Here is an 18,812-nt window from a genome sequence, read left to right on the forward strand (position 1 = left end):
ATAAAGCAGCAATTGCTAAATGCCCAGCACCAGTTTTTTCTCTTTCACATTAAATAGTTCTAATTCTATACCGTAAGTTTCTTTTATAAGTTCACTGGAAATTACATTTTCCGGCTCACCCTTGGCGAGAACGTTGCCTTGTGGTGAAAGAACTATTACCTCATCACTGTAATGAATCGCCTGGTTTATATCATGGAGTATCATTACTATGGTTAGATTATGTTCTTTATTAAGGTTTTTTATTATTTTCAGTATTTCTATCTGATGACGTATATCCAGATATGTTGTCGGCTCGTCCAAAAATAATATGTTCGTTTGCTGTGCCAGAGCCATGGCTATCCATACTCTTTGCTTTTGACCTCCGGACAATTCGGAGAGAAGACGGTTCCTGTAATTGCTGGTTTTTGTTATTTCCAGAGCCTTCTCGACTGCGATTTCGTCTTCCTTAGTTTCTGCCTGTCCGAATTTATGGTAGGGAGTTCTCCCGTATTTGACTAATTTTTCTACAGAGATGTCGTGCGGCGCTACGTTGTTTTGATGAACAATTGCTACTTTTTGTGCATAATTCTTCAATTTGATTTTCTGTATATCTTTATTTTCCAGTTCTATAGTTCCTTTTTCCGGCTGTAGTGATTTTGTCATCAAATTGAAAAGCGTCGTTTTGCCGCAACCGTTTGCTCCCATTATGGTTGTGATCTTCTCTGCTGCTACATCCAGGGATACATCTTGAAAAACTTTTATCTGGTCATAGGAGAAACTTAAATTATTTATTGAGAAAACTGCTTTAGAGGCCATATATCTTTGCACTCCTTCTTAATAGAAAAATGAAAAACGGGCCGCCAATTACAGCCATTATTATAGATGGGGATATCTCATAAGGGTATGCAATCACTCTACCTAATGTATCTGCCGCCAGTAGAGTAAAGGCTCCTAGAATTGTGGAAAAAGGAATCAATTTTTTGTGATCCGATCCTATAATAATTCTGCCTATATGAGGTACAATCAGTCCGAGGAAACCTATGACTCCAAGCACAGCGGTTGCGATACTTGCTAATGCTACAGCTACTATTGATATCAAAATACGAATTAAGTTTACATTGATGCCTAATGAGCGTATGGTTTTGTCTTCCAGAGCCAGAACATTACAGTATCTGGAAACAATAAGTGATAGCAACAGCCCTACTAAGACATACCAAAACAAAATACTCACATCCTGCCAGGTTTTCATGGATATATTAGCATTTACTATGTTGGCGACACCGCTATAGCTGTTTCCTGTAATGGAGTTTAGTGAACTCATAAGTCCGGTAAAAAGAGCGTTCACAGCTACACCTACAAGTATTATGCGTAAGGGGTTTAATGAGTTATTTTTCCAGGCAAGAAAATATACTATCAAGCAGGCTATCATTCCTCCTACAAAGGCAAAAAAAGGTATGAAATAATATAAAGCAGGTAAAAATGCTGAGATTATAACTGCTGATAGACTTGCTCCTGCACCAATGCCTATAATGCCGGGATCTGCTAAAGGATTTTTCATAACAGCCTGCAGAAGAACACCGGACACGGCCATAGCTGCTCCGCCAAAAACAGCTATAACAATACGTGGGAATCTTAAATCAAAAATTACATTTACATCGCTGTTATATTCTAAAAATAGTCCTTTGAACAGTTCAACCGGTGTTACTTTTATACTGCCTGTATTTATTGAAATAAAAATCATAATTAGCAGCATAACTGTTATGGTAAAAAAGGCAAGAAAGCTCTTTATTTCTTTAGTCATTGACTGCATCTCCGTAAAAAATATCGTATAACTCTTCAAGTGCTTCCTCGTAATTGAATTTAGCACTCATACCAAAAAGACTGTGGTCGAGATCATAGACTTTTTCGTTTTTTACTGCTCCGAAATGTTTCCAGATTGTATTTGTTTCAAATTCTTCTGCAAACATTTCTTTTACCGACTCGGGCAAGGCATGTGCTGTACGGAGAATTATGTCTGGATTTGTTTTGGACAAATCCTCTGTATTGACATTTAAGAATTCTTTGTCTTCTTCTGAATAAACATTAATACCGCCTGCCATTTCGACAAGAGAGCCTACATAGCTTTTCGGTGTAGCAACTATATAAGATCCGGGCAGTCCCATTAATACAAGTACGGTTGGTGATTCTTTGCCATCTGTTTTTTCTTTGTATTTTTCATAGAACAGTTCAAAATCATTTATTAGATCTTCAGCAAGATTTTGACGGTCGAACATATACCCTAACTGGCCGATAGATGTATACATTCCTTTGACACTTCTAAGATCTAAAAAAGCTGAATTGATTTCTGCAGCTTCATATTTGGGTTTTAAATCTGATAAGAGGGTAACAGGGCTTAGAATCCAGTCTGGATCTAGTGATTTTACTATTTCCATATCCGGACTCATTGCAGTTCCTATTACAGTGGCATCATCGTACCTTGACGGAATTACACTTATTTCACTTGAAGGCACACCTACCAAATCTATCTCCAACTTGTCAAGAATATCCACAACAGCCGGTGAAGTCCCGATTATTCGCAGATTATCCGGATTAAGTTTTGGTATTTCGTCACTGTAAACATTGTTTTCATCCGAAGAGCATGCCGATATGTTTATAGCAAAAGCCAGGCAAATAAGTATTGAAATTATTTTTTTCATGTTTTTTTTGATCTCCTGCGTTTTATAAAAATGTATGCCGGTATAGATGCAAGAGCGATAAAAATAAGAACAAGGATTATTATAAGTGCATTTTTTCCAAGCGGCGGCTTTTGTTCAGCCTGTGCTTTTATCTGATAAATCTGCAGCCCTTCTTTTTCAGAATAACTCAAGGTGTCAATCAGCGGTTCTGCTTCATATTCTTGAACCTCGGAATTCTCATCTGAATACTCTGTCTCGTTGCTATCGCTCTGATTCGTTTTTGATTTATCACCATTGGCTAATTCATCATCTGAAACATCAGTTTCTGTTTGGCTGCTTTCTGGTATGTCAGCAGCAGTATCAGAATTATCAATTGATGTATTGTCCGACGCTTCTGTTATTTGAGCGGCGCCATTATTGTTTTGATTTTGTGTTTCTGCTGTTATATTATTTTGTGCATTAGTTGTCGTGCTTGGCTGGGTTTGAGTATTATTGTCAGTAGACTGCGCAGGCAAATCAGTCTGTTTTGGCTCAGAAACTTTAGTAGTTTCCTGAGTTGTTGGCTGGGTGGTTTCTTCTATTTTTATATGCGTAACAAAGTCTGCACTACCTGCTTTCAATCCAGAAAATGTAATGTAAAAAACAACATCTCTGCCCATTGGCCCTACATAAAAACTAGTTCTGACAATAGCCTTCTCGCTGGGTATCTCAAAACGAAAATCAGATCTGTTATTGCCCAAATCTTCTTTTACTATTGTCGAACTTACATCTCTAAATGCAGAACTGCCATCTTTTTGCACTTTAAAAGAAAAATTACTGATATTGTCCATCAGGTTAAATCTTATAGTTGCATAATGCTTACCATTACTATCTACCTCTATCAAGGCAGTTTTATGCAATGCACTTTCTGTCATTGCTTGCCCTATTTCTACATTATTTCCACTATCTTCAATTACACCTGTTACAGGATGTATATAATGTGAAGTTGATATTGCAGTATATATTCCATGAGAAGCAGCTAATGCTTTTTGGGGAGTTAGACTTATCACAAAAGTAAGTATTAAGATAAAACTGCAAAAAGACATGAGTACTTGTTTATTTCTTGTCATTTTAGACTCCTGTAAATTTAATGATGATTAAAAAAAGTAGTTTTATATAGTTGCGAATCAAGTTAGCCTAAGCTAACCTGAGGACAAAAAAATTCCTTTCTTTTCTACTCTAATATTTTAGCCTTATAAGGTCAATAAACCTTTTTGTTGCCCCTATGCAACAAAAAACTTATATTTTCAAATATTTGCTCTGCAAAATAATTATTCTCGAGAGTTGCGTCATGGCAACAAAGTTAATCTGTTTTATGCGCTGAATTATCTTTTTTATAAATAAAGTACAAAAAAGGCTTCACTATCAGGCATATGAACCTTACCTGCACTGCAGGATAATTTCACCCTTACCGAACCTTGTATAATATTATTTTTCCCTATACGTACAAAATTTAGTGAGGAAGCGGGAAAAAAGTATGTGTTGCCCTCTTTGCCGGCTTCTTTATACTCTTTGCCGGCAAGATACTGCATATTTCTCAGAATACCTTTTACCTTTAAACTACCTAGGATCGATATATGCTCTACTTGTTTTGCATTTAAAGAAATAAGTCCATTACCATTCTTGACTGTTAATTCTCCAGAGCTGTCAAACCCTGCATTTGCCATTGATGGACTTAAGCTGGAGCTGTTATATTTCTCCTGTTTGAAAAACATAAAGTCGAAGGGATAAATTCCATCATGCATTTGCTCACACAAGTCTTTTCCATTCATCTGAGCACTATTACCAAAAAATTTCTTCAGCTGTCTTATTTCATTATATTTTCTTATTATCGCGACTGTTTCATTTGAACTTTCTACAGCTAATATCAGTGCATCTTGTTCTGCAATTTTATGTTGAAGACCTTCGGAGATCAGCCAGCTAAAATAAATTTCTCTTTTGGAGGAATAATCCATGGCGATTTCATATCCGTAATCAGTTAAAGATATTGTCCTGTCAGGATTGCGAGATAATAAATTCTTTTTTTCAAACCAGTCCACCGAGCGGCTTATAGTTGATTTTGCAACGCAAAACACTTCGGAAAGATGTGTTACATTGCTGCTTCTTCTGCCCATTTGTGTCAGGCAAATAAGTATTCTTGCCTTTAAAACAGACATTTCCTGCTGCATGATCTACCTCCATGATACAAACTCAAGTTAACCAAAGCTAACACAGATGAAGATTATCACATTGCTTTTTTACTGTCAATATTATTTAGCTGGCATGCCAATTTATTATATAATTAAAGCAAATTCACATTTGTACGATATAATATATATGGTAAATCTATCTAACAAGGCAGGATGCATGTTAGTGTGTTCAAAATTATGCAGGAGGCAAAAAATGAGAGTAAATGGTAATGAGAACGCCTACAATCAGGCTGGGAAAACACAAACTTCGGATAATGTAAATCAAGGCAAGAGCAATAAGGCTGGTGCTGCAAGCAATCAGCCGCCACAAGGTGTGGACACAACTGATAAGTACATACCTTCGCAGCCTAGTGAGACCGATTCCAAGTCGGCAGTTTATAGCAAACCTGATCAATCCACAATAGCAAAGTTAAAGGCTCAAAGCGAGCAAACATATAGTCATCTTCGCGAAATGGTAAGACAAATGCTTGAACGTCAGGGAATGACTTTTAAGGATCTGGAGGGTTTTGATGGCGAAATAATAGTAGACGAGCAGACCCGTACGGAAGCTGCTGCGGCTATTGCAGATGGTGGTGCCTTTAGTGCTGAAGCAGTCAGTGACAGAATTGTTGAGTTTGCTAAAGCAATATCAGGGGGAGACAAGAGCAAAATAGATACTTTAATGTCAGCTATTGACAAAGGATTTAGCGAAGCATCAAAAGCTCTTGGTGGTCAGCTGCCCGACATCTCAAGTAAAACTTATGAACTGATTAAACAGAAAATGGATGCATGGATTAACGAATAATGAGTAATAGACAGAAATCTTATAAAGCAATAATTTTTGATATGGACGGAGTTATTATAGACAGTGAACCTTTCTATAGATCTAAGTTCGTAAAATTTTTCGCAGATCATAATAAGCCTTTTACCGATGAGGTAAGAGGCTTACTTACAGGCGCTTCCAGCAAAATGGAATTTGAGATTGTCAGCAGATACTGGGGCGAGGAAATTGAACCGGCAAAACTGCGGGAAATGTACAAAGAATCTACAGATGGCATGCGGCCTGATTACAGGCAGATCATTTTTCCGGATGTTTATGATGTTTTGGGTAAAATAAAGGAGGCAGGTTTTATAATGGCACTTGCCTCCTCTTCTGGAATGCCTACCATAGAGCGTGTGCTCAATGCTCTTGAATTAACAGACTACTTTCAGTCTATTGTAAGTGGGCAAATGTTCGCACAAAGTAAACCTCATCCAGAAATATATCTTCACTCTGTTGATGCAATCGGATTAAAAGTTGAAGATTGTCTGGCTGTCGAAGATTCTACCTATGGTATTCAAGCTGCAATTTCCGCAGGACTTGATGTAGCTGCTATCAAAGACCACCGTTTTGGTTTTGAACAGTCCAAGGCCACCTATATGCTGGAAAATCTCAGCGAGATTTTGCCGATTATTTTTCAGCAAAATACAAAGCAGAAATATTAACATTGTAGCTTGTCTCTTGATTAGTATTTTCCCAGTTAATATCTATTGCTTCAAAGACAATCATTACTTTTACGTATTGATTGTCTAAAGTATAATGCATATCCTCAGCAGGCAGAGAAATCTGATAAGTTCCTGCTTCTTTTGCTTTTTCGGCAATTGGCTCCAGAAAATCCTTCAGGCTTTGATCAATGATAACTTCGTTATCTCTGGTTATGGTAAGTTGCGGCACACTGGGAGTTTCATATTTTTGTGTCTTCCAGTTTATTTCATAGTCTGCCTTGTCTGTGGAAAATTGTTTTGTTATATCAGTTGTGTCGATATCGCTTGTAATTGCCAGTTGATATTCACTAACATCAATAACTGCTGATTCATGCCATACCCAGGCGGCTCTTGGCGTGCTAATCCAATCACCATCATCCCAGCGGCTTTGAAATCCGTAAATCGTGTTGAAACGTGAATTAATATCTTCTTGTTCAGGGAACCACGAGGGCAATTTAGTTCTGCTGTCCAGTTCGGCAAGGTAAAAACTTGCTTCAGTTATTAGAATCTGATCCGTTTTTTCCGGCAGATTGTTTTCAGGCGCAGCAATAATTTGATCATTCTGGAGCATATTATTTTTTTCAAGCACAGCTCTTAGTCTTCTTGTCTGTGATCCTGCTGTAATATCGTTAAAACCGGTTAATGGCAATACACTGACAAGAATCAGGGCTGCTGCCAGCCAGGCCGTCAGATGATTGAACTTAACAGGCCTCACTAGGAAAAAAATTGCAGTTGTGAAAGCAAATATCCAGATTACAATGGCAGCATATTCACCTGCTTTAATTCCATACAGATTGATCTGACGCAGAATTGCTGCCGCATCAACCAGCAAGAAAACTATTGCCGTGACCGGGTAAACTCTGCGGAAGAATTTTGCCAGACCATTGGCTGAATCTGCAACCATAATGGTTAGCCATACACCTAAAAGTACATAGCCGCTAAAAATTGATGCTAATTGTTCAAAGGGCGGCCAATCCCCTGTAACTACCATCCTTAAAGACCATAGTAATAATACAAAAGACAAAACCATTATGATAGGAATCATTACATAAACAAAAAGAACTTCAATAAAACGGGCCTGTCTCTGGGAAGATTGTATTTCTTTGAGATCAGTGTTTTTGTGAAAAGCGGGTAGATTGCCAAGGAAAAAAGCAAAGCCCAGAAATGCACTCCAGGTTGAAAGATGCTGATACACATCATAAGGCATATCGTTATATAGCAAAGCTTTTACTGCAGCTGCAATAAAATTAGATCCACCCATTACTACAAGCATATATAAAAGAGCTATAAAGAAAGCTTTATGCAGCATAAAAAAGCGTTTGTTGAAATCTGTGTTATCTTGCTTATAACTAATTATTATCAGCATACCAATTACTGCAATTACAGAAACTGCAAGCACTCTTATAACAGTAAGCTGTGGAATTCGTTCATCTATAGGTTGAATGAGAAAATACAAAGGCAAAATTACAATAAGACCTGCAAGGGAAATAAGACCGGCTTTTTTCGTTTCTGTTCTTGTCTGCAGCCAGGCAGTAAAGGCAAGTCCGATTAAAGCTGTTAACACAAATATCATTTGCCATTTGTCAAATAATACCGGGCGCCAAAGATTATCATCGGCAATTCTTATACTGGTTAGAATTGCAAGCAAAGTAGCCCCTATCATAGCAGTTGGATATTTCTGATAAGAATACAAGGCACCTTTTAATGTGCCTAGAATAGCTTTTTTTATAACATTCATACGAATCCCTCGATTCTATAATATATTTACTGATTTACTATACCAGTTCCTACTTTAAGCAATATACCTTATGCAAAAACATTTCCAGCTCAATAGTTACTGAAAAAAGGGATATCTCGTGGTTTTAAAACCTTTTTGAAATATCCCTTTTCTTTATACTATTTTATTGTCCGATAATCAATTTATTTTTATGCCCTATGTTGTCACTTTTTTAGTACAAACATGATTTTTTGAAAATCATCTGAAAATCATCTGAGATTCTCAACCGCGGCTCTTTCAATTGCCAGACCTTTGGTATAGCGTTCAAAGAATTTATTGAAGCCTTCAACATCGGCCGGATCAGGAGTGAGAACATCTGCTTCTTTGCCGGCAAAAACTTTATTTTCCAGATAGGATGTCAAAGTTTCACCAGCTGCTTTATTAATCATATAAGCACCAAGCAATGCGATTCCCCATGCTCCGCCTTCACCAGCTGTTTCCATAATCGATATAGGTACACCTGTAGCAGCACCCATCACACGCTGGCCTACTTCCTGAGCCTTAAAGAATCCACCATGTCCTCTGATCTCATCAACTTCAACATTTTCCTGTTCAATCAATATTTTCATTCCGGTTTTAAGTGCTCCTAGAGCGGTGAAAAGATGAACTCTCATAAAGTTGGCAAGATTAAAGTTGCTGGCTGATGAACGAACAATCAAAGGACGACCTTCTTCAAATCCGGTCATGTGCTCACCGGAAATATAGCCGTATGAGAGCAGACCACCGCAATCAGGATCACCTTTAAGAGCTGTTTCCAGCAAGGTGTCGTAGAGCTTGGGTTTGGGAACATCAAGACCTAATGCCTTGATAGCCTCGGCAAAAATCCCCAGCCAGGCATCATAATCGGAGGTACAGTTATTAGAATGAACCATAGCTACCATATTTCCTTCTGGAGTAGTAACTAGGTCAAGCTCACTATATGCTTTGGATAATTCTTTTTCCAAAACGATCATCGCAAAAACTGAAGTTCCAGCAGAAACATTACCGGTTCTGACTGCAATACTGTTAGTCGCAACCATTCCTGTACCTGCATCACCTTCCGGCGGACAAAGAGGAACACCAGCCTGCAGATTACCTGTAGGATCAAGCAGTTTCGCACCAGTTTCAGTAAGATATCCTGCAGTTTCTCCGGCAACCATAACTTTAGGCAGTATATCGGCAACCTTCCATTCAAAACCGTTCTTACTTATATGCTGATCGAATTTATCAGCCATGGAGAGATTATAATTTTTATTAACTGAGTCGATAGGGAATACACCTGAAGCCTCACCTATACCTAGTACTTTTTCCCCAGTGAGCTGCCAGTGTACATATCCTGCCAAAGTAGTCAGGAAATTAATCTGGGAAACATGCTCTTCTTTGTTTATTATAGCCTGATACAAGTGTGCTATATTCCATCTTTGAGGAATAGGATAGTTAAACAGTTCAGTCAGCTCTTCAGATGCCTGACTGGTAAAATTATTTCTCCATGTACGAAATGGAACAAGCTGCTTATCATTTTTGTCAAATACCATATATCCATGCATCATGCCACTAAATCCTAAAGCACCTAATTTAGTGATAGTAATACCATATTCTTTTTTGACATTTTCAGCCATTTTCTGATAGCTGCTTTGTACGCCTTTCCAGACGTCTTCCAGGCTATACGTCCAGATATTGTCTATATGACTGTTCTCCCAGTCATAACTACCTGAAGCGATCGGGAAATTATCTGTGCCTACAAGCACAGTTTTGATTCTGGTTGACCCCAGTTCAATACCAACAGACGTTTTACCACTTTCAATAGCAGATTTGATTTCAGCAGAATTACCCATAACAAATATCTCCTTTCAGATTTCAGTGGTATTATATCAAAGATAACACCTTATAGCACGTTAGATTCTCATACTTTTTCTTTTAGCAGACCGGTTCTATATGCTTCAACCAGATCCAGAAGTTCGTCTATTTCCTGCTTTATTTCTATGCCTTCATCAGTATCTGCCACAGTTATTCTATATGGCATATTCTCAACAATCTGCATTACAGGTGAAAAATCTACTGGGCGCTTATCTTCATCCACATGAAAAGGCAGATGCTCGGCAAGTGCAAGGTAACGGGAATTATATACCAGCGTATAGCCACCTATCCCGGTCTGTTTTTGATAAGCTTTTGATATACCTCCGTCAATAACATATAAAAGGCCGCCGCCTTTTACCGGACTTTCTCCCGCTTTCAATTTAACCGGCACATGACCGTTTATTATATGCGACTTTGTCGTATCCATATCAAAGTCTTTTAGTATTTTTTCGCATACTACACGGTCATCTAGTTGTTTATAATAAGGATTCATTACTTCCTTATGTGTTGCTTTATCATCAACCAGATAGCGCTCCAATGTAGCCATTCTGTTTTTGCCAAAAAGAGGCGACTTAGGGCCACACCACAAATACCATAAGAAATCTCTTGCATCGTACTGCTCCTGAGTATGTGCGGGAGCAAAATGTGCTCTTCTAACCTTGCTGTCTATATAGTCAAGATAGTCTTTGCCACTGTAATCTTTTCCATCAAAATTAGCCTGATCAAATTCACCTTCCGGTGTCATTGGTATGCAGCCGTGATAAAGAAGATTGCCATTGATTTTTTTGTACATTGACCCTTTATTATACAAAAAAGTAACATGTTCCTGCAGCTTTCTGCCATGTCTGAAAGAAATAGCTATCGTTCTGATCAGTTCTTCTTCTTCGGGCATAAGTTCAAGTGGATTCCGGGGATTAATCGTCGGGAACAATCTATCCTTGAGCGGATAAGTTTTTCCCTGTATTTTTATAGTGCCGTCATCTATATTGATTGATTCTAAAATACAACGGTCATTCATATTATATTCAGGATGTCTTTTTACCAGTTGACCTTCAAGCTTAAATTGAATAACAGCTATAGCTTTATGCATCTTGGCAGCCAGAGCAATATCTACCGGATCATATTTATTTTCGTCAAGAATATGTGGTTTAAATATTTCACAAGGATCATCACGATATACATGTGAGGCAAAAACCGACAGTGACCGCAAATTTATATTATAACCATCTTCCAGCAAATCAAAGTTATTATAACTGATTCCCAAACGTACAACATTAGCAACGCAGGCAAGACTTCCTGCTGCTGCACCCATCCAGAGAATATCATGATTGCCCCACTGTACATCTGCATCATGAAATTCTATAAGCGCGTTCATAATAGCGTCAGCTCTTGGCCCTCGGTCAAAAATATCCCCTATTATATGCAATTTATCTATTGCCAGTTTTTGTATAGTTATACAAAGACTTGTTATAAAATCATTCATCATGCCAGTTCTGGCAATTGATGCAACTCCGGCATCAAAAAATTCTGCTTTACTGGCAGAATCAACATGCATAAGCTCATCAAGTATGGTAGCAAACTGTGATGGCAGTTTTTTCCTGACCTGGTAACGTGTATATTTTGCTGAAACATTATTACATATTTCCAGAAGTCTGAATATGGTTATTTTATACCAGTCTTCTTTCTCCTGTCCTTCCAGATCAACTCTTTCCAGTTCTTTCTCTGGATAATAAATCAGATTTGAAAGAGCAATTCTATCCGCCTTGGAAACAGATTTAGAAAAAAGATCATCTATTCTTAAACGTATAAAACCGGAAGCACTGCGAAGCAAATGAATAAAGGCTTCATGTTCACCGTGCAGGTCACTAAAGAAGAATTCTGTGCCTTTAGGTAAACTTAAAATAGCATTTAATCTTATGGCTTCTGCTGCTGCAGCATGAATCGTCGGATAATCTCTCGACAAAAGCTGCAAATATCTTATATCCAACATACAAACCCTCCATCAGGCTTTTTTGAAACAGTAAAATTTCTTTGGAAATCTCATTTCGATTGTATCCAATCTTCCAATGAGCTACAACAACTATATGATAGCAGATTATGGCTCATTTGGGCATAAACAAGAAAACTACAAAGACAGCAAACTTCGAAACTCAAAAAATACAATAAAAAACTGGAAAAATGCTTAAAAAAGATTTTCCAGTTTCTTATTTTTCTTTAGGTCATTGAAAGTAAATGAAAAGCTGAAACCTTGTCAGTATATTTACGTTCAATTATTTAATTTTCTATATTTACTTAATCAGTCACAACACGTTTGAGAAGTCCCTCAAAGGCACAGCCATGACGGGCTTCATCTTTTGCCATTTCGTGCACGGTATCATGTATGGCATCATAGCCGAGTTCTTTTGCTCTTTTGGCGATTGCCATTTTACCAGCTGTAGCTCCAGCCTCTGCATCGGCTCTAAGCTGCAGATTCTTTTTAGTATCTGCAAAAACAACTTCGCCCAATAATTCAGCAAATTTCGCAGCATGCTCTGCTTCCTCATAAGCTATTCTTTTATAAGCCTCTGCCACTTCAGGATAGCCTTCACGATCAGCTTGTCTGGACATAGCCAGATACATACCTACTTCGGTACACTCGCCCATAAAGTTTTCTCTTAATCCCTTGACAATCTCTTCGTCAAGACCTTCGGCTATACCTATCCTATGTTCATCTGCCCACACTCTTTCGCCTGAAAGTTCATCAAATCTTGAACCATCTGCGCCACACTGTGGACATTTGCCGGGTTTCTCACCCTCTGCTGTATAACCACAAACCTGACATACGTATTTAACCATTTCCCTTACCTCCAGATGTCTTATTTATTATTGCACTTGGCACAAATCCCCTTAAAGACAATATCATGCTTTTCAATCTTGAAGCCGTTCATATCTTTTATCCTTGAAAGCATATCACTGACATAGTCGATTTCGACATCATAAACACGCCCGCATTCTTTGCAGAGCATATGATAATGATCACTGCAGTTAAAATCAAACCGATCAGCAGAGTTAGGCACTTCTACCCTTTTTATTTCACTATTATCTGCCATTTGCTTAAGATTGCGAAATACAGTGCCTCTGCTTATATTTGGATATTTGATTCGAACATATTCATAGATTTCATCAGAAGAGGGATGTATTTTGAGCTCATTTACAGCTTCATAGATAACCTGCTTCTGAATAGTCGATCTTTTAGCACTCATGAATTGTCTCCTCGCTTATTAGTACCTTGTACTATATAGTATTCTATACGATTATTCTGAATTGTCAATACTAAATTTTTCTAATACGTCCACTGTCATTTTAATGTAAAACAAATCTGTTCCGTCCGTATAATCAAACACGTGGTATTATAATGATAGAAGCTTAATTTTTTATTTGAAGGTGATCTTCATGGCAGATTTTGGTTTTATGAAAATAGGCAATAGACGTTCTAGCGGTACAGAAAATGAATATAAAAATATACAACGTTTTTCTCCGACGCCAGACTATGGTCTTAGTGAGGATCAGGCCAGGGAGCGTTTAGAAGCCGGTCTTTATAATAAGGAAGTTCAATCACCTACCAAAACAACTTCTCAGATAATAATCGGCAATATTTTTACTTATTTTAATTTAATCTTTTTCGTCATAGCGGCAGCATTAATTATTGTTGGCTCCTACAATAATCTTATGTTTATGGTAATAGTTCTTTTTAACCTTGCTATTGGCACAGTTCAGGAAATAAATGCCAAAAGAAAACTTGATAAGCTTGTAATTTTGAAAGAACCTATCGGCACAGTAATTCGAGAAGGAAACATTTACGAAACACCAACCAATATGATGGTCTTGGATGATATTGTCATTTTTAGAGGCGGAAATCAGATTTTTGCCGATGCTATTGTGTTGGAGGGCGAAATTCTTGTTAATGAATCCCTTGTAACAGGTGAATCCGATGAAATACAAAAGAAGCTGGGAGACCTTTTGCTATCCGGCAGCTTTGTTATAAATGGAGAGTGCCGTGCCAGACTTGATAATGTGGGAGAAAACTCATTTGCCGCCAAGCTTACTTTGGCAGCCAAGAAATCAAAAAAACAAAAACCGGCAGGTATGATGAAATCTCTAACAAGGCTTTTGCAAATTATAGGTGTTTCTATAATACCTGTTGGTGCTCTTCTCTATTGGAGGCAGATTGATACCTTGGGCTTATCAGTCAAAGAGAGTGTGGAAAATACAACCGGAGCGCTTGTCGGAATGATCCCCGCAGGATTATATCTTCTGGTTAGTGTTGCCCTTGCCGCAAGTGTTGTACGTATTGCTCAGCAAAGGACGGTTGTACACGATTTTAATTCAGTAGAAACTTTGGCAAGAGTAGATTTACTATGTCTTGATAAAACCGGCACAATAACGGAAAACCACATGCTGGTGACAGATCTGCTGCCAGTCTATGATCCGGATTTTGATAAAGGAAATTATAATACTCCTATTGAAAAGATCGAGTCCATTCTATCAGATTATGCGTCCAATATGCCATCTGACAACTCAACTATGCAGGCAATCAAGGATAAGTATGGTTATACAAACTATCGAAAAGCTATGTTTGTTCAACCATTTTCTTCCAAGAAAAAATATAGCCTGGTTTCTTTTGACAATGATGAGATCTATGTTTTAGGTGCACCAGAGATTTTACTATCAGCAGAGCAAAAATCATGTATGAATATGGTTCAAAGACAGCTCGAAGACGGTAAAAGAATTCTTTTATTGACAAAAGCCGCTGTTGCTGAGGGAAATCAGATATCAGGTCAGCCGCTTGCTTTTATTGCTCTGGAAAATCCGATAAAAGCCACCGCCAAAGAAACTTTTGCTTATTTTGCATCACAGAATGTAAAAATAAAAGTCATATCAGGTGATAATCCGCAAACAGCTTCTACTGCAGCAATAAAAGCCGGGATTATTGATGCCGGAAATTATATTGATGCCACAACTTTGAATACATATGAAAAAATAATCCAAGCAGCTGACAAATATACTGTTTTTGGTCGCGTTTCTCCTGAACAAAAACGCCAGCTTATACGTTCACTTCAAAAAGCGGGGCATACTGTAGGTATGACAGGAGACGGAGTAAATGATGTACTTGCTCTCAAAGCAGCAGATTGCAGCATTGCTATGGCTTCCGGCAGTGACGTTGCCGCCCACGTTTCCGATCTTGTACTTCTTGATTCGGATTTTGATTCCATGCCTCTGGTTGTGGCCGAAGGGCGACGTGTAATCAATAATATTGAAAGAACAGCTTCACTGTTTCTTGTGAAAAATATTCTTTCCTTTTTCCTTGCAATAATATCGGTAATTGCAATTTTCGCCTATCCACTAAACCCAGCAAACCTTTCACTGGTCAGCTTTCTTACCATTGGTGCACCTTCTTTTTTCCTTGCTCTGGAACCTAATTCAGATCTTGTAAAGGGTCGCTTTTTGCAAAATGTACTTTATCGTGCACTGCCTGCCTCTTTAACCAATCTAATGATTGTCAACATACTGATGCTGTTTTCTTTTGCTTTTCCAGTCTCTGCCGACGAGATTTCTACAGTAGCCGCATTATTAATTGTAGGGGTCGGTTTTATAATGCTTTGGCGTGTTTCAACACCTTTTAACTGGCAAAGAAAATTTCTATTTGTATCCTTGATTATAATGCTGATTCTAATTCTGGTAATTGTCCCGGGTCTATTTTCTCTTGAGGCTTTAACATTTGGCAGCAAGTTGATACTTTTTGTCCTGGCATTACTTATTCCTTCAGCAATGTGGGCTTTTACCAAATTGTCCAAAAGAATTGCCGAAGCATATAATAAATATATATTGCCTCACACAACTCGGCCAAAAACTTTTTAAGAAAGTTCTTTCTTGTCTTCGCCTTTATAAGGAAAGAAGAATTTGTTTATCAAAGTAGCAAAAATTATGCCTATTGTTGTATCTAGCACACGCATGACAACGTAATTAATCGTGTTGCCGGTATCAACACCCGCTTCCAAAGCAATTATTAAATAAACAACACAGCATATTATTACAGAATCATATTTTTTAAGCCAAACACAAGTGCTTATCGAAAGCATCATTATAGAAGGTATTACAATTACAAACAATCCGGAACCATAAAACGGTATTATACCGGCAAGCTTTACCAGCACAAAGCCAAATACACCTCCAATTACAGTTCCTATGAATCTGTTGATTCCTGTTTCAACAGTTTTGCCGGGAGTTTCACGCATACATACTACTGCTGCTATACCTGCGTTTAATGCTGAAACTTCGGGGAAAAACCATTGCACTGCAAGACACAAAAAAACTGCAATAGCTGTTTTTATTGTCCGCAAACCAATTCGGTATTTATCAAAACCTTCATATATCTTTGTATCTATGTTATTCGCCTCCCTTGGCATATGCTGTTAATAACTAGATTATAATATACAATTGTATTTTTCTTCGCATATTTTGTTTAATTTTTTCTTCTTACTGATTGGCTTAACCTGAAAAACACCCGGCAAAGATCAATTGCTGAATCTTTACCGGGTGCTCTATTGAATAATTTTTACTCTTTACATATCACCTGAAAATATTTCTCCAAGTGCAGGATTTGTGATTTGCTTTATTCAGGCAGAAAAAGCTGTTTTTTCTTTTTCATGAAAATCATCGCTGCAACACTGATCATCAAAAGAACAAATCCCAGAATCACACCACCAGATAAATTTTCACCTGTTTTTATCAGTTCATCACTTATCAAACTATCGTCTGACAAATCACCGGTCTTTTCAACAAGAGCATACAAACTGAAATGATTTGAATAGAATACATAATAACCATCTTCTACAGTTCCACTCATAAGTGTTCTTGTTCCATCATCATTAATGCGGTAAACTGCTATATTTTCCTGATCATAATCTTGCGGTATAGGCAGGCTCACCTTTACTAATCCATTCGGCTGAATTATATTACCATCTGCATCCTTAAAGGTTATATCAAACAGAATAAATTTGCCTGAAACATCTGAAAGAGCTGTTTTTGCTTTTTCATAGTTACTGCCGTTGGTTATAGCTTCTATTAATGAGGTTGTGCCTTCAGGGAATACACCTTTATCAGCACTTATTTTCACACCTGTTGTGGGTTCCTCATGATTAATTGCAGGGGACTGTTCTACAGGCTTTTCTATCTCAAAATCGTCGTTATCAGTACTTTGCAAAGTATCCCAATCTAATCTTAGGAGGACATCGTGCGTACCTAATCCTGGTGCAATTGATTCCATGAGAGGAATAACAACCTGTAAAGGAATAAACTCTCCACTTGCTACAAGTGGAAAACTAATTAAATCCGGATATAGATTGTCCTTATCATTATAGTTATCAATAATTTCCCTACCATCACTATCTTTTTGTGTTGAATGGACGGTAACAGGCAATAAATTTCCCCGAGGAGATCCATTTTGATCATAGGTAAAACCTGTACCAAAATAATAAAGCTGACCCAAATATCCAAAACTATTCATCACTGAAATTGCTTTTAGGTCGAGAAATACTGTTATATCTTTATCCGCAACTTCTAACCTTATGTTATGAGAAATCGCATCATTTGCCATAGAAATCTCATGACGATTGAGTTTAACCATTTCTCCGGTAATGGAATAGGTTCCATCCGCCAGGACATCAATTTGCTCTATTATTTTTTCCAGATTATTGATGGCAGCACCAAGTACAGATACTTGTTCATTTATTTGGATCTGTGTGGCATTTTCATCATCTGCCACAATTTGAGCATTATTGATTGCTGTTTGTAAAGCGTTCCAGCTTTCAGCAGTGTAATTACCCTGGTTAATATAAAGTGCGGTTTCCAGAAGGTCTAATAATTCTGTCGCATCTGTAATTTCTTCAATATCGTCATATAAAAGTTTTATCCTTGCTAACTGATTACCAAATCCCATTCCTCCCATGAGCGGAATGTATACGTGAACATAGGTATATTCCTGGCCCGGTACAACCGGAATTGTCATTTCTTCCGGATAAGGTTTGCCAGCACAATTAGGATCTGTACTATCTGGATCATTATATTCATCGACTACATCATATGTTGAAAGAACAGTTGCCGGTACTTTATCATATTCTATAGGAGAATTACTGGCATTAAAAACTATATTATCAAGTAGATTCAGTTCTGAAAGATAGCCAGCTGCACCCATCATAGAAAGAGGTTTGAAAATCACATGCAAAGTACCTTTACCTTCTTCTATTATTAGTGTAGAAGTTTGCTCCAAAGCTTGGTTTGCCATGGAGGCTTGGTCACTTGTTATATGCCATAATCTTATCGGTAAAACATATTTACCATCTGCCAGGCTCTCTGAGTTTTCACTTTCTGCCATGGTAGCCAAAGGCAATCCTGCCATAATAATTGCAAATACTATAATAACTCCGATATTTTTTAATAATTTTCTGCTTTTTCCCCTAAACATTTTTTACCCTTTCTTCTTTTACATCCTTGTCTTTTAGTTAGCCGTGTCTAACTAAAAGACAAAAAAATTACTTCTTTCACTGCTGCGATTCTAGCTCTGGTCTAAATACATGTCAATATCAAAACCAGTTGCGCCGGCGCAACAAAAGTTAGTCATTTGAAACAAAGTGGGAGTAACAGGCCTGTATTATCTTATGTTGTCACATGGCAACTTCTAAATCAAAATCTAAATATTTATTGTCTTCAAATGTTTCTAATGATACAACATCACTCACAAAATGTTATAATACAATAGCTAGAAAACTCTTGCTT

Annotated in this window: 15 protein-coding genes; 3 read left to right on the top strand and 12 right to left on the bottom strand. The window is 37.6% G+C overall.

What is annotated here, in order from left to right; translation table 11 throughout:
* Nucleotides 1–15: 15 nt before the first annotated feature.
* From AC0KSB_RS04850 to AC0KSB_RS04870, 5 genes are all read right to left on the bottom strand, one after another.
* The gene (locus AC0KSB_RS04850) at nucleotides 16–795 is read right to left on the bottom strand and encodes an ABC transporter ATP-binding protein (protein WP_472307088.1); all 780 of its coding nucleotides are present in this window, start codon (nucleotides 793–795) and stop codon (nucleotides 16–18) included.
* The gene (locus AC0KSB_RS04855) at nucleotides 785–1,780 is read right to left on the bottom strand and encodes a FecCD family ABC transporter permease (protein WP_472307089.1); all 996 of its coding nucleotides are present in this window, start codon (nucleotides 1,778–1,780) and stop codon (nucleotides 785–787) included. The genes AC0KSB_RS04850 and AC0KSB_RS04855 overlap by 11 nt, the downstream gene beginning before the upstream one ends.
* Nucleotides 1,773–2,675 (bottom strand): heme ABC transporter substrate-binding protein IsdE, encoded by a 903-nt coding sequence (isdE, locus tag AC0KSB_RS04860; protein WP_472307090.1) that lies wholly within the window; start codon nucleotides 2,673–2,675, stop codon nucleotides 1,773–1,775. The genes AC0KSB_RS04855 and isdE overlap by 8 nt, the downstream gene beginning before the upstream one ends.
* On the bottom strand, nucleotides 2,672–3,763 hold the full coding sequence (locus tag AC0KSB_RS04865) for a heme-binding Shp domain-containing protein (protein ID WP_472307091.1): 1,092 nt from the start codon (nucleotides 3,761–3,763) through the stop codon (nucleotides 2,672–2,674). Before AC0KSB_RS04865 ends, isdE begins: the two co-directional genes overlap by 4 nt.
* Nucleotides 3,764–4,027: 264 nt before the next feature.
* Complete coding sequence (locus AC0KSB_RS04870; protein WP_472307092.1) at nucleotides 4,028–4,861, bottom strand: hypothetical protein; 834 nt, start codon at nucleotides 4,859–4,861, stop codon at nucleotides 4,028–4,030.
* Between the two features lie 214 nt (nucleotides 4,862–5,075).
* Between AC0KSB_RS04870 and AC0KSB_RS04875 the strand changes: the two genes are divergently transcribed.
* Both AC0KSB_RS04875 and AC0KSB_RS04880 read left to right on the top strand, forming a co-directional pair.
* Nucleotides 5,076–5,666 carry a hypothetical protein gene (locus AC0KSB_RS04875; protein ID WP_472307093.1) on the top strand — a complete coding sequence of 197 codons (591 nt, stop codon included), beginning with the start codon at nucleotides 5,076–5,078 and terminating at the stop codon, nucleotides 5,664–5,666.
* Nucleotides 5,666–6,346, top strand: coding sequence for an HAD family hydrolase (locus AC0KSB_RS04880; protein ID WP_472307094.1), 681 nt, complete (start codon nucleotides 5,666–5,668; stop codon nucleotides 6,344–6,346). The genes AC0KSB_RS04875 and AC0KSB_RS04880 overlap by 1 nt, the downstream gene beginning before the upstream one ends.
* On the opposite strand, the gene AC0KSB_RS04885 is transcribed toward AC0KSB_RS04880, so the two are convergent.
* From AC0KSB_RS04885 to AC0KSB_RS04905, 5 genes are all read right to left on the bottom strand, one after another.
* Nucleotides 6,312–8,123, bottom strand: a complete 1,812-nt coding sequence (locus tag AC0KSB_RS04885) for a hypothetical protein (RefSeq protein WP_472307095.1) — start codon at nucleotides 8,121–8,123, stop codon at nucleotides 6,312–6,314. The genes AC0KSB_RS04880 and AC0KSB_RS04885 overlap by 35 nt on opposite strands.
* Nucleotides 8,124–8,371: 248 nt before the next feature.
* Entirely contained in the window at nucleotides 8,372–9,976 is a 1,605-nt protein-coding gene (locus tag AC0KSB_RS04890; protein ID WP_472307096.1) for a xylulokinase, read from the bottom strand.
* A 68-nt stretch (nucleotides 9,977–10,044) separates the two neighbouring features.
* Entirely contained in the window at nucleotides 10,045–11,988 is a 1,944-nt protein-coding gene (locus AC0KSB_RS04895; RefSeq protein WP_472307097.1) for a fructose-1,6-bisphosphatase, read from the bottom strand.
* 302 nt (nucleotides 11,989–12,290) lie between these two features.
* Nucleotides 12,291–12,833: a ferritin family protein gene (locus tag AC0KSB_RS04900; RefSeq protein ID WP_472307098.1), complete on the bottom strand. Its 543-nt coding sequence runs from the start codon at nucleotides 12,831–12,833 to the stop codon at nucleotides 12,291–12,293.
* A gap of 20 nt (nucleotides 12,834–12,853) precedes the next feature.
* Entirely contained in the window at nucleotides 12,854–13,240 is a 387-nt protein-coding gene (locus AC0KSB_RS04905; protein ID WP_472307099.1) for a Fur family transcriptional regulator, read from the bottom strand.
* Between the two features lie 190 nt (nucleotides 13,241–13,430).
* On the opposite strand from AC0KSB_RS04905, the gene AC0KSB_RS04910 reads away from it, so the two are divergent.
* Entirely contained in the window at nucleotides 13,431–15,896 is a 2,466-nt protein-coding gene (locus AC0KSB_RS04910; protein ID WP_472307100.1) for an HAD-IC family P-type ATPase, read from the top strand.
* On the opposite strand, the gene AC0KSB_RS04915 is transcribed toward AC0KSB_RS04910, so the two are convergent.
* Together AC0KSB_RS04915 and AC0KSB_RS04920 are read right to left on the bottom strand one after the other, a co-directional pair.
* On the bottom strand, nucleotides 15,893–16,444 hold the full coding sequence (locus AC0KSB_RS04915; RefSeq protein ID WP_472307101.1) for an FUSC family protein: 552 nt from the start codon (nucleotides 16,442–16,444) through the stop codon (nucleotides 15,893–15,895). The two genes, AC0KSB_RS04910 and AC0KSB_RS04915, sit on opposite strands and share 4 nt — an antisense overlap.
* A gap of 206 nt (nucleotides 16,445–16,650) precedes the next feature.
* Nucleotides 16,651–18,501 carry an NEAT domain-containing protein gene (locus AC0KSB_RS04920; protein ID WP_472307102.1) on the bottom strand — a complete coding sequence of 617 codons (1,851 nt, stop codon included), beginning with the start codon at nucleotides 18,499–18,501 and terminating at the stop codon, nucleotides 16,651–16,653.
* Between the last annotated feature and the right edge of the window lie 311 nt (nucleotides 18,502–18,812).

This window comes from Ercella succinigenes, from assembly GCF_900002895.1.

Excerpts from the sequence above, each read along its gene's own strand:
- AC0KSB_RS04850 (WP_472307088.1), bottom strand. The coding sequence starts at position 795 with ATGGCCTCTAAAGCAGTTTTCTCAATAAATAATTTAAGTTTCTCCTAT.
- AC0KSB_RS04855 (WP_472307089.1), bottom strand. The coding sequence starts at position 1,780 with ATGACTAAAGAAATAAAGAGCTTTCTTGCCTTTTTTACCATAACAGTT.
- isdE (WP_472307090.1), bottom strand. The coding sequence starts at position 2,675 with ATGAAAAAAATAATTTCAATACTTATTTGCCTGGCTTTTGCTATAAAC.
- AC0KSB_RS04865 (WP_472307091.1), bottom strand. The coding sequence starts at position 3,763 with ATGACAAGAAATAAACAAGTACTCATGTCTTTTTGCAGTTTTATCTTA.
- AC0KSB_RS04870 (WP_472307092.1), bottom strand. The coding sequence starts at position 4,861 with ATGCAGCAGGAAATGTCTGTTTTAAAGGCAAGAATACTTATTTGCCTG.
- AC0KSB_RS04875 (WP_472307093.1), top strand. The coding sequence starts at position 5,076 with ATGAGAGTAAATGGTAATGAGAACGCCTACAATCAGGCTGGGAAAACA.
- AC0KSB_RS04880 (WP_472307094.1), top strand. The coding sequence starts at position 5,666 with ATGAGTAATAGACAGAAATCTTATAAAGCAATAATTTTTGATATGGAC.
- AC0KSB_RS04885 (WP_472307095.1), bottom strand. The coding sequence starts at position 8,123 with ATGAATGTTATAAAAAAAGCTATTCTAGGCACATTAAAAGGTGCCTTG.
- AC0KSB_RS04890 (WP_472307096.1), bottom strand. The coding sequence starts at position 9,976 with ATGGGTAATTCTGCTGAAATCAAATCTGCTATTGAAAGTGGTAAAACG.
- AC0KSB_RS04895 (WP_472307097.1), bottom strand. The coding sequence starts at position 11,988 with ATGTTGGATATAAGATATTTGCAGCTTTTGTCGAGAGATTATCCGACG.
- AC0KSB_RS04900 (WP_472307098.1), bottom strand. The coding sequence starts at position 12,833 with ATGGTTAAATACGTATGTCAGGTTTGTGGTTATACAGCAGAGGGTGAG.
- AC0KSB_RS04905 (WP_472307099.1), bottom strand. The coding sequence starts at position 13,240 with ATGAGTGCTAAAAGATCGACTATTCAGAAGCAGGTTATCTATGAAGCT.
- AC0KSB_RS04910 (WP_472307100.1), top strand. The coding sequence starts at position 13,431 with ATGGCAGATTTTGGTTTTATGAAAATAGGCAATAGACGTTCTAGCGGT.
- AC0KSB_RS04915 (WP_472307101.1), bottom strand. The coding sequence starts at position 16,444 with ATGCCAAGGGAGGCGAATAACATAGATACAAAGATATATGAAGGTTTT.
- AC0KSB_RS04920 (WP_472307102.1), bottom strand. The coding sequence starts at position 18,501 with ATGTTTAGGGGAAAAAGCAGAAAATTATTAAAAAATATCGGAGTTATT.